Source organism: Bacillus sp. FJAT-49736, from assembly GCF_018343615.1.
GTDB lineage: Bacteria > Bacillota > Bacilli > Bacillales > Bacillaceae_C > Margalitia.
The window spans coordinates 1-11,178 of record NZ_JAGYPI010000012.1 but is presented as its reverse complement, the minus strand read 5'-3'; the positions used below and the strand labels follow the sequence as shown (position 1 = coordinate 11,178).

The window sequence follows — 11,178 nt, the reverse complement described above, 5'->3', positions numbered from 1 at the left end:
TTAAATTTTTTGCGCTGATGATGGGGAATTAATTTTGTTATGTAAGTTGTGGAGGCAGGGGTGAAAAAAGCTTTTGCAAGGCTTATGATAACAAGCATCATATAAATGGACCATATGGATGATAATAATGGAATGATGGCGACTGATATGGCCCGTACGATATCGGTCAAAATCAATATGTTTCGTTTATTTCCTCTGTCAATAAAACCTCCAGACCAAAAATTTGTCAGGATCGCAACAATTGGTCCAATAATCCAAAGACCGGCAACTGCAGCAGCAGAATGTGTCATATCCAAAATAAGCAAATTGATGGCAATTAGATAGACAAAATCACCTAGCCCTGATACCCCTATGCCAATTAAAAGTAAGGTTGGGAGCTTCCATTTCTCTAAAAATCCTTTTTTCTTGTGTGTCAAATGCATTCCACCTTTCTTTAAAAGAGAACATTATTCTCAATTATTTGAATATTGCTTAGTGGAATTATAACATAAGCCTTTTTTTTCATTATAAAAAAATATGAACATGCTGTGACAATGGGGATATATCCTTTTCTTCGAAGGAATTTTCATCATAAGGGCGAATATATAACATTACAAGTATTCCTTCATTAATAACCAAGGCAAAAGGAGGGGGAAGGATGGATCTTGAAAAAATAATAACTAGCTTAGAAAATCGAACACCAACTATTGCGGATATGCAAAACTTCACGAAATTTGCAGTATTAATCCCACTAATAAAAATAGAGGATGAACTACATATATTATTTGAGGTACGCGCCTTAAGTTTAAGAAGACAACCAGGTGAAATTTGCCTTCCCGGAGGAAAAATGGATGAGGAAGATGAAAATGAACAAGTCACAGCTGTACGTGAAACAGTAGAGGAATTGGGTATTCCTCAAGAACTAATTTCTATTGTTGCTCCATTGGATTTTAATATTTCACCATATGGAACAATTATCTATCCATTTGTGGGGTATCTATCCAAGCCTGAACTCATTAAACCAAATCCTTCTGAAGTGGAAAAGGTGTTTACCGTTCCGCTTTCCTTTTTCATGATGAATCCTCCTGATTGTTTTAAAGTAAATTTCCATGCAGAACCGGAAGAAAGCTTTCCTTACAGCCTTATTCATGGCGGAGAAAAATATAAATGGCAGCCAAGGAAATTGAATGAGTATTTTTATTATTATGAGGAGTTTGTCATCTGGGGTCTTACTGCAAAATTAATCAAACAATTTGTCGAGCATCTGCAAAAATGAAAAGGAAGTCCCATATGGCGCCAGGCACCCGGGACTTCCTTGATTAAATTAGCCAGTTTGGCTTTCTCGTGAACATATTTTTTCATAGAACATTTTCATCGCTTCTTGACGGTAGCTGACATAGTCAAACTGTCTTTCCAAAAGCTCTTTTCCATTTATAAAATGCTCCATTCCATCAATGAGTCCTTTAATGGAGTTTTCCACTATTAACCCATGTCCGCCTTCAATGACACTTCTGGAACCTGGAATATCCGTTACAATTACTGGTTTACCAAGTGTTAACGCTTCAAGCAGAACCATTGGCTGCCCTTCATGGTTAGAGGATAGCACGAAACAATCACATTTATGAAGCAGGGCATATGGATTGCTGATTTGACCTGTGAAAGTAACTTTTTCCTCTAATTTTAGATTTTTTACTAATTCCAATAAGGATGTCTTTAAATCACCATCACCGACAATAAAGAGCTTTGCTTTTGGGTGATTTGCTGCTATATGAGAAAATGCAGCAATTAATTTTGCATGATCCTTTTCCGGACTTAGTCTGCCAATATTGATGAAATTGATATCATTTTCATCTGGCATTTGATATCCAGTTAGCTCTAAATGATTATGATTGTCGTTATGAACGGATAGCATATAGTTTTTATCCTTAAACTTTATTACAAATTCCTCGGAAAATTCCTCTTTTTGTGTGAGGATCTGTTCGTAATCAATGTTATTAATAACGTATTTCATACGATCCTCTATATTCTTAACAACTTTCTGTAAGCTCTTTTTATTTTGTTCATTAGTTAATTTAGATACAGAAACTACATTATCGAAAAAATTATATAAGGAAAAAATTACTTTCAAATTCTGGCGATGCGGATATTTATTATTCACCTTCTTATTGATTTCTTGTCCCATATCATTATGCAAATAAATGCTTTTCTTTTTGAAATCGCCAAAAGCTATTATAGATGCCCAAAATGGACTGTATCCGCTGAAATCTATTCCAATATCATAGGACGTGTTGCCGATAATTCTCTCTAGTTCTCTTTTGTACATTTTAATGGGGACGATTCTCTGCATCGTAGCAGTATATATCCCTCTTCGAAGGATTAAGGCATGGCGGTACCATTCAAGAAGAGTGGCGTTCCAAGTGCCCATTCTATGAATAAAGTGAATATTTTTGTTTAGCTTTTCAATGTTTTTCCATTTTTCTGGCTTGTTATTATCAGAGAAATCCATAATGGTTACATCATAATGATCATAATCAATCGCATTTAATAAGTTAATAACAGAGGAGGTAATGCCATTATTTAAAAAACCTCCTCCATAGATAAGAATTTTTGTTTTATTGGAGAGTGTTTGCATAAGGTTATCAGATTGTTTTCCCTCTAGTACTGTTTCTACAAAGCGTGCTGTCGCTTTTCCATCATCATGGTAGCAAAATTCCTCTAAAAATTCTTCATACTTAATACGAAATCGGTCTTTGATAAGCTTAATATGATTAATGGAATCTGCCACTTCGGCTAAATGATGACATAATGGCCCTGGTAATTGGTCCATCGGGATATAGGTTCCACGTTCTCTTTGATATTGCTCCTCATCATAGGCATAGAAGATAATCGGCTTTTTCGATGGAAGAAAATCAAAGAAAATACTAGAGTAATCCGTTATTAAAATATCCACAATAGATAATACTTCGTTCGTATCAAGCTTATTCGGAACACATAGATCTGCCAGTCCTTGCTCCTCAAAAAATTTGTAAGCATAATAATGCGACTTTAATAAAATGATATACTCATCACTAATGTGCTCCTTTAGAAGATTCATATCCTTGAGCAGCTTCTCGCTCTCGTCTTTTTCACTGCCCAACTTTCCTCTCCATGTCGGCGCATATAGAATTACTTTTTTTTCACTTGGAACGGATAATATATTCCTCATTTCCTCCTTATTTGCATGTACCATTAAATCTACACGCGGATATCCAGAATCTAATATTTTTCCATTAAAGATACTATAGACATCATGAGAATGCAGAAGCTTTTCCGCTGTAAATTTATTTGGATTAACCATAAAATCTGTGAAAAGAAAATTCCGTTGAATATTTTTGTGATCGGTATATCCTCTATTTTTAATATGTATTCCCATCGTCTTTAAGGGTGTTCCATGCCAGATATTAGCATATATTTGGTCTTTTCTTTTCTGAAAATAGTAAGGAAACGTAGTATCATTAATTAAATACTTAGCAGTTGCAAGATAAATTATATATTGATTGCTTTCTTTTCGAACAAATTTAACATTGCGAATATGCTTATACTTTTCGTGAATAACTGTATCATCTTGAACAACCCATACATGAACATAATCCTTATATTTCTCGTTATTGATTAAGTATTTAAATACTGCATATGGGTTTCCTGTCATACTTTGACCATGGTAGGACTCATATAAAATGGTTTTCTCCTTAAGCGGCTTTTTCTCTAGGTATTTTGTATATAGAACTCTTCTTCGAAATCCGCCATCAAAAGCATATTTTTTAATCGGACTAAATACAAACTTCACTTTCCTTATTAGTACTGCTTTTTTCACTTCATCTTCTCCTCCATAATTCAAAACATCAACCTTTGAAAAATCTGACAAATTAACCCCGAAAAACTTGGCAATATTAGTATGTCCGTTTACAATAAAAGTAAAATTATTTTTTGGGGAAAGTTTCAAAAAACTAATGGAGGCTATCATCTTTGCGAAATAGAGGATCCGCAGTTCTTATTGATAAGGAAAAGGGAAGAATTGGGCTTATCAAACGGAATAAGGAAAACATCATATATTATGTTTTTCCCGGTGGAGGTATAGAAGATGGAGAAACGCCGGAAGATGCGACAGTAAGAGAGGGTTTTGAAGAGTTAGGTGTTACGATTGAAATAAAGGAATTAATTGTAAGCATAAAACACAATGGTACACAATATTTCTATTTGGCAGAAATAATAGAAGGCGAATTTGGAACAGGCACTGCAGGAGAATTCACGGATCCAAATCGGAATAGAGGGACATATGAACCGATTTGGTGAGTATTGATGAGTGTGCATTATTAGATATTAGACCAAGGGAAATGTTAGACATTATTAGAGGAAGCTTTTTTAATTAGCATAAAATTAGATGACCAAATCGAAAAATCGATTTGGTCTATTTATTAGTATTGGAAAATTAATTGGGCATAAATTCTGTGAGGTAGTGAGTTTTGTATTCTTCTAGGTTTGGAGGACACACGTTCCGCTGTATGTGAAAAAATACGATAAAACGTTATGTTTGCGGACATACGTTCCTTATTTTGCGAAAAAACAGTGATTTTCCTATATATTTTCTATATAACGGAACTTGAGTCCACTTTATGATAAATTTGATATTCATTAGGAACCAATTTTTAAGTTTTTGCAAATCTCATTGGAGCTTTGGAAATCGTTGTGAAGCATTAGAGGAAATAACTGGTTATAGTGTTTCCCTTGATTTAGAGTGGAGGGAAGGAGAGGATCCCTATTCAGAAAGACGAATGCAGACAAGGCTATACATGGCTCAAAAGTGGAAACAGTATATAGAGGTTATTTATTCGTTTTAGCAGGATTTTTCCGGAATAGTAATGAAATTAACAAGTATAGGAAATAGTTACTATTTTAAAAAAGGATGATCAGAATGTATCAAGAGATATTTCAAGAAATCGTTTCCATTACTCAGCATGATTATTCCGGTTGTGAAGATAAAAAAGGTTGGGATAATCCGGACGTTTATGCAAAAGAAATTGAGAGCTTGGAAGTTAAAAATGAATTAACACCTACCCAATTTGTAAAAATAGTTCAGGACTATTTGCTCGATTTCAAAGATCATCATATGTCTTTTAGACACATAACAAATGAAAATCAAAAACAATATGACTCAGGGTTTAAAGTAAGAAGATATAATGACCGTTTATATATTACAGCAGTTAGTAATGAAACAAGATTGGAAAAAGGATTTTCAATCGTATCACTTGAGAATAAGAGTATTCCGGAATTGTTGGAAATACATAAAAGAAGATTAGGAGAAAATAATCAAGAAAGAGAGAACTGGGATAAGATCATTCGTGAATACTCATTTTGTGAGGTGGAGAATCTTAGTGGAGCAAAAAGTATGATGGAGTTAAATCAATATGAAAGTTCTAAATATATTCCGCAATATTCCTTGAAAAGTTTAGATAAAAATATTCAATTAATGACTTTAACCGATTTTGATAATCCGGATGCAATAAATCGACTAGTCGAGTCCCATAAAGAAAAATTAGATCATTGTAAGGATTTAATTATAGACGTAAGAGTTAATTATGGAGGAAGCGATTCGGCTTACTATCCATTATTGCCATACATTTTCCCGGAACAGGTAACTAATCTTAATGAAGACGGAGAAATTATGCTAACTAATTGTTCGGATCGAAATTATGAATTAAGAGTAAAATCTTTCCGAAATTCTCTTAAAGACATTCAAGATGAAGGTACTATCAAAGTGATAAATATCCTTTTACGTGAATGGGAGAAAAATAAAGGCAAAGGCTTTGTAGAATTTGATTTTTCCGAGTTAGAGGAAGATGAACTAATCGAAGGAAGAAGGAGTCCAGAGAGAGTAATAGTATTAGCTGATGTGACTTGTGGTAGCTCAGGGGACTCGTTTGTAGAAACTTGTAAAATGTCAAATAAAGTAACCGTAATTGGCAGAGCGACAGCAGGATTAAATGACTATTCAAATTTAGCTGTTATGAGCTGGGATGGCTTATTTGAATTATGGTATCCAACCTCCAGACTTTCTAGAATTGATGAGGGAAGAGGTATGACCGAGGTTGGTGTTATTCCACATGTGCATATTCCATGGACACCAAATCATATTTTTGAAGATATCGATTTGAACGTGGCGATTGATATGTTAAAAAACAACAGCTATAGATAAAAGTGAATGACGACGAGGTAGATGAAATGAATCTAAAGAATCAACTTTTGAAGTTAAAGGAATTATCAGTTGAAGAAATATCTAATATAAATCTAGAAGTACTAACGGAACAAATGTTGGAGAATATTGGAGACGTGAATCCTGAATTAAGAGACCACTTGATATATTCAACATTTTGCAGATTTATAGGAAATAAATTGATTGATTATACACGAATGGAAAATATATTAGAAACCTGTATAAGTTCAGAATATCTATTTTATAAAATAGGTGAGGAGAAGTCGGATTCTGTTTTTACTCGATCATTTTCTGCACTTTGTGCTCAGCTAGTATTACATTTAGATATAAAGGAAAAGTTCCTTCCAAGTTCGCTTGCAGATCAAGCTATTCAGTGTAGTTTTCATTATTTACTGCAAGAGAAGGATGTCCGGGGGTATGTAGAGGACAAGGGGTGGGCGCATAGTATTGCTCATGGAGCCGATCTGGTAACAACCGCTATCTTACATCCAGCTTTTCAGTCAGCTTATATACCGGATGCATTACAAGCAATTCTCTCTTGCCTATTGAAAAACGGTGTGTACACAGATGATGAAGATGAGAGATTGATATTCGCTATCGAAGCATTATTGGATAATGGAATGAGCGATGAAATATTGGGAAATTGGGTGGGTTCTGTCAGCGATAATTTGCATGAAGTATTTAAAAAAGAAGGGTTTTCATTCCATTTTTATAGGATAAAAACCAATATCATGAATTTCCTAAAATCTTTATATTTTCGATTAGGGTATATCGAATATGGGGAAATTTCCCGGGGAGAAATTCAAAGTGTCCTAAAAAAATGGCATGATGCTGTATATAAGAGATAAAGGGGGAGCGAATAGTGGAAATAATGAAACGGCCAAAATTAAACATTCCTAGATCAAAGATAGAAATTATATTAGATATCTTTTGTTTACTATTGATAATCGGAAATATTGTTTATTTAATGTTCGAATACCCATCATTATCAAGCAGAATCCCTATTCATTTTAATGGAGACGTGCCGGACGGGTGGGGGAATAAAGGTATGCTTTGGGTCCTTCCTGCAGTATCTATCGTAATCGCATTAGGGTTGACTATTCTTGAACGATTTCCTCATACTTTCAATTACTCGCATTTATCAGAAGTTAATATCGAAAAGCAATATAAGAATGCTAGACAAATGATGAATGTTTTCAAGGCAGAGAGCACATTATTATTTGTATATTATAGCTGGCAATGGATCCAATTGACTATGAAAAATAATGTAGGACTAGGTATTTGGGAAATTCCAATTATACTAGTTATTATAATTGGTACGATTGTGTTTTTTATTGTTCGTTCTGCTAGGATTAAATAACCATATCAAGCTCCTTATTTTATTTTGTGTGGTAACTTATTTTTTTCAGAAGTGATCCTTATCTTATTGTAAAAAAAATCAAAGCCGGTGAAATTTTACTCGTTGTAAAATTTCACCGGCTTTTTCATCTAAGAGGTGGGTTTTGTCCCAGCCTCTTGATTTGTATTATTTGTTTTAATCTGTCTTTTGCTATATTAACATGCAGGTAATTCACTAATCAAATAAGAATTATTGGGAATAAGAGCATCTTATCGTAAATTGAATATTGTAGAAAATGGCGATAATATAGAGAATTTTGTAGTTGATATTTAGGGATATTATGGTATTTTGATAATAAGAATAGGTAAATAGTTTTAAATAGGAAACGAGTTTTTTAGGGGGAAAATGTGGAAAATGGAAGAACGCAAACTTGATATAAAAATTCAACATTGGAAATCCCGACTCTTAGATATGACTAAAAGGAATCGATTGCTGAATTTTAAAACAAACAAATCTACTATTAAAATATCAAAAGATGTTAATGAAGTCTTTGATTTATTAAATAATGGAAAAGCTCTTATGGTAAGGTCGTTAGTTGATTTAGAACAAGAAGTAGATAAACAAAAGAAACCATCTGTTAGTGGATTTGAGTCAATATCTTGGACACAAAAAAGTTAAGTCTTTGTGATTATTAAGATGTAAGCTGTTTGTATCGTGCTAGTTTGACATGGAGCCTCTGCGGGTATGACTTTCCAGCCAATAAGCCAGCTTTCATAAAACTTGGCAATGCCATCAAAGCTATCATGCCCTCCACTCCATGTAAAACCATGAGTGCGGTGGATATCCAGCTAGGTTTGAGCTGCACAAGCTTTATGCTGTTTTTGTTTGATCTTCAATATCTTGTGGTGTTTTGTAGTCTACACCACTGTGAATTCTTTTACGGTTATACCAACCTTCGATAAATTGAAATATTGCTAGATTCGCAGTTTTGTAGTCTAAATAGGTAACATGATTGACTTCTTCCTTCTTTAAAATGGCATGAAATGATTCTAGACAGGCATTATCATATGGGCAGCCCTTTTTACTGAAGGATTGTTTTATCTTTCTTGTTTCGCAAAGCTTTTGAAAATCTTCACTGGTATACTGGGAACCTAAATCGGAATGCAGGATTAACCCTTCTCTTGTATGTTGAGTATCCAAAGCATTATTTAAAGCACTTATTACCAAATCAGTCGTCATTTTACGTCCAAATGAATATCCAACGATTTTTTTAGAATGCAAATCCATGACGGAAGCAAGATAACACCAACCGTCTCTCAGCGTGTTTATATATGTGATATCAGCACCCCATTTTTCATTGATAGTAGAGGTAGTAAAGTCTTGATCTAGCAGGTTTTCACGCTCCATCACCTTCGTTTTACTAGATTGAGGACGAAATTTCTTCTTTACAATGGAGAAAAGGCCAGCGGCCTTCATTAACCGTTGTACACGCTTCACACTCACATTATATCCTTCTTTTTCGAGGAGGTTGTGAATTTTAGGCGCGCCGTAACGCATTTTACTTTCTCTATAAATCTCTTTGATTCTTTTCGTTAGTTGTTTGTTCTCACGTTCACGGTTAGACTCTGTTTTTTTGAATGACTGGTAAAAGGTGCTTTTGGCAATACCAAGTACACCACACAGTGTTTGTGTGTCATGTTGGTCTTGAAGATCTACAAGTACTTTTATCAACTCAGTTGTTTTTACTTTTTCGCAAATCTGGCCAGAGCCTTTTTTAAGATTTCATTTTCTTCCTGGAGACGGAGCATTTCTTTTTTCATTTTGGCAATCTCATCAGAGGTAATTGATGTTCCATCCTCTGTTTCCATAGGTGAAAACTTCTTAATCCATGTATAAATAGTTACTTCAGAAACGCCATATTCGCTACTTAAATCTTTAGCTGAGTTACCCGAGTTATATAAATCAACGACCATTTTTTTAAAATCTTCATTATATTTTTTGCCTGTATTTTTGTTTCCCATATGGACACAACCTTTCGTTGTTCTATTTTAGCACTTAACTAAGTTGTGTCCACGGAACTATACTAGCACCATAGTTTAAATAAATTATCTACTGAAGAATTAGTGTTATTAGAAGAAACTTTAATTAAACTTCAGAATAAATTTGAAAAAAATCTTAATGAATTACGATTAAAAATGAAATCCTCTATCGAAGAAAAAGGTGTAAACACGCTTTATTTGGCATGTGGTTTTCTTAATTGGTACGAGGTTAGTCATAGTAAAGATCTTTTAAAATCCCCCCTCTTTTTAATTCCGATTGACCTTTACAGAGAATCTTCTAAGGAGCCATTTTATATTGCTAAGTTAGATGATGATATTGTTTTGAACCCAGTTCTGGAGCAAAAGTTTAAAATTGATTTTGGAATTAACCTTCCTCCTATTGATCAATTTGATGGAGAAACGTTTGATGAATTATTTAATTTCTACGCAAATGAATTGAAATTAGAAAGTAATTGGGAAATAACAAGTGAAGCATATATTGGATTATTCTCATTTAGTAAACTTGTCATGTATAAAGATTTTGATCAGTATGAGGACCTGATTAAAGAGAACTCCATTGTCCGCTCACTAGCTGGTGTTAATGATGAGTATGATGAGAATAAAAGTGATTCCGTTCCAACGATTGAAGAGTATGATAAAACTGCAAAATCAATGGAGAACTTTCAAATTTTGGATGCAGATTCTAGTCAACAAGAAGCTATTCTTGCTGCAAAAAATGGACGAAATTTTGTAATGCAAGGACCTCCTGGAACAGGTAAGAGTCAAACCATTGCAAATATAATCGCAGAATTTTTAGCCTTAGGAAAAAAAGTATTATTTGTCAGTGAAAAAAAAGCGGCGTTGGAAGTAGTTAAGAAGAGAATTGATGAAAAGGGTCTGGGCGATTACTGTCTTGATTTACATAACCATAATTCGAATAAAAAATCCTTATTACAGGATCTTTCTAAGTCCCTTAATACAACGAAAAATGCGAATGATGAATTTCCGTATTTTTCAAAATTTGATCGGATAAAAAAACAGCTTAATGATTATGTATCGAGTTTACATACTAAATTAACATTGTTAAACCAGACACCTCAAAAAATACATGGTCGCCTTGGAAGGTTAGACAGTGTACCAGACTTATTATTTGATATAAAAGATGTAGAGAAAATTGACCAGAACAAATTAAATGAAATGGAAGATTTTCTTGGTTTATTTGAGAAAATGAAGGATCTTGTTAAACAAAAGGATAGTCATTTATGGAAGGGGACTTTAATTACAGAATCCAGTTTTGATACAGAATCGCGTATATCGGAAAAATTCGAGACATTATCCAATTTATTAAGGGAAATTAATGCATCTTTATCTGAATTAATTAATTTTCAAAATATTTTAGGTAACAAAAGTTTGTCAATGATTGACAGATTAACAGAATATAAAATGGATTTGAGTCAATATCTTGGACACAAAAAAGTTAAGTCTTTGTGATTATTAAGATGTAAGCTGTTTGTATCGTGCTAGTTTGACATGGAGCCTCTGCGGGTATGACTTTCCAGCCAATAAGCCAG

General features: G+C 33.8%; 9 protein-coding genes and 1 pseudogene. 7 read left to right on the top strand and 3 right to left on the bottom strand.

The window, feature by feature from the left end; genetic code table 11:
• On the bottom strand, positions 1-416 hold a 416-nt coding region (locus KHA87_RS22045), incomplete at its 3' end, for an MFS transporter (protein WP_249310742.1).
• Between the two features lie 221 nt (positions 417-637).
• On the opposite strand from KHA87_RS22045, the gene KHA87_RS22040 reads away from it, so the two are divergent.
• Positions 638-1,255 (top strand): NUDIX hydrolase, encoded by a 618-nt coding sequence (locus KHA87_RS22040; RefSeq protein ID WP_213093832.1) that lies wholly within the window; start codon positions 638-640, stop codon positions 1,253-1,255.
• 48 nt (positions 1,256-1,303) lie between these two features.
• Here KHA87_RS22040 and KHA87_RS22035 read toward each other — a convergent pair whose 3' ends face one another.
• On the bottom strand, positions 1,304-3,832 hold the full coding sequence (locus KHA87_RS22035) for a CDP-glycerol glycerophosphotransferase family protein (RefSeq protein WP_213093831.1): 2,529 nt from the start codon (positions 3,830-3,832) through the stop codon (positions 1,304-1,306).
• Between the two features lie 152 nt (positions 3,833-3,984).
• Here KHA87_RS22035 and KHA87_RS22030 point away from each other — a divergent pair.
• From KHA87_RS22030 to KHA87_RS22010, 5 genes and pseudogenes are all read left to right on the top strand, one after another.
• Positions 3,985-4,388, top strand: a pseudogene (locus KHA87_RS22030) (NUDIX hydrolase).
• Positions 4,389-4,930: 542 nt separating this feature from the next.
• On the top strand, positions 4,931-6,211 hold the full coding sequence (locus KHA87_RS22025; RefSeq protein ID WP_213093830.1) for a S41 family peptidase: 1,281 nt from the start codon (positions 4,931-4,933) through the stop codon (positions 6,209-6,211).
• Positions 6,212-6,237: 26 nt separating this feature from the next.
• The gene (locus KHA87_RS22020; RefSeq protein ID WP_213093829.1) at positions 6,238-7,077 is read left to right on the top strand and encodes a DUF2785 domain-containing protein; all 840 of its coding nucleotides are present in this window, start codon (positions 6,238-6,240) and stop codon (positions 7,075-7,077) included.
• A gap of 23 nt (positions 7,078-7,100) precedes the next feature.
• Positions 7,101-7,589 carry a DUF1648 domain-containing protein gene (locus KHA87_RS22015; protein WP_249310348.1) on the top strand — a complete coding sequence of 163 codons (489 nt, stop codon included), beginning with the start codon at positions 7,101-7,103 and terminating at the stop codon, positions 7,587-7,589.
• 393 nt (positions 7,590-7,982) lie between these two features.
• Positions 7,983-8,246 carry a DUF4011 domain-containing protein gene (locus KHA87_RS22010; protein WP_213093827.1) on the top strand — a complete coding sequence of 88 codons (264 nt, stop codon included), beginning with the start codon at positions 7,983-7,985 and terminating at the stop codon, positions 8,244-8,246.
• Between the two features lie 192 nt (positions 8,247-8,438).
• Here the strand turns inward: KHA87_RS22010 and KHA87_RS22005 are convergent.
• Positions 8,439-9,589, bottom strand: a protein-coding gene (locus KHA87_RS22005; RefSeq protein WP_213096210.1) for an IS3 family transposase whose coding sequence is annotated in 2 segments (ribosomal slippage) — positions 8,439-9,349 and positions 9,349-9,589 — 1,152 coding nt in all. Because the reading frame shifts where the segments join, the coding sequence is not laid out codon by codon here.
• Positions 9,590-9,691: 102 nt separating this feature from the next.
• On the opposite strand from KHA87_RS22005, the gene KHA87_RS22550 reads away from it, so the two are divergent.
• On the top strand, positions 9,692-11,098 hold the full coding sequence (locus KHA87_RS22550; RefSeq protein WP_213096209.1) for a DUF4011 domain-containing protein: 1,407 nt from the start codon (positions 9,692-9,694) through the stop codon (positions 11,096-11,098).
• Positions 11,099-11,178: the final 80 nt, after the last annotated feature.

Excerpts from the sequence above, each read along its gene's own strand:
- KHA87_RS22040 (WP_213093832.1), top strand. The coding sequence starts at position 638 with ATGGATCTTGAAAAAATAATAACTAGCTTAGAAAATCGAACACCAACT.
- KHA87_RS22010 (WP_213093827.1), top strand. The coding sequence starts at position 7,983 with ATGGAAGAACGCAAACTTGATATAAAAATTCAACATTGGAAATCCCGA.
- KHA87_RS22025 (WP_213093830.1), top strand. The coding sequence starts at position 4,931 with ATGTATCAAGAGATATTTCAAGAAATCGTTTCCATTACTCAGCATGAT.
- KHA87_RS22020 (WP_213093829.1), top strand. The coding sequence starts at position 6,238 with ATGAATCTAAAGAATCAACTTTTGAAGTTAAAGGAATTATCAGTTGAA.
- KHA87_RS22015 (WP_249310348.1), top strand. The coding sequence starts at position 7,101 with ATGAAACGGCCAAAATTAAACATTCCTAGATCAAAGATAGAAATTATA.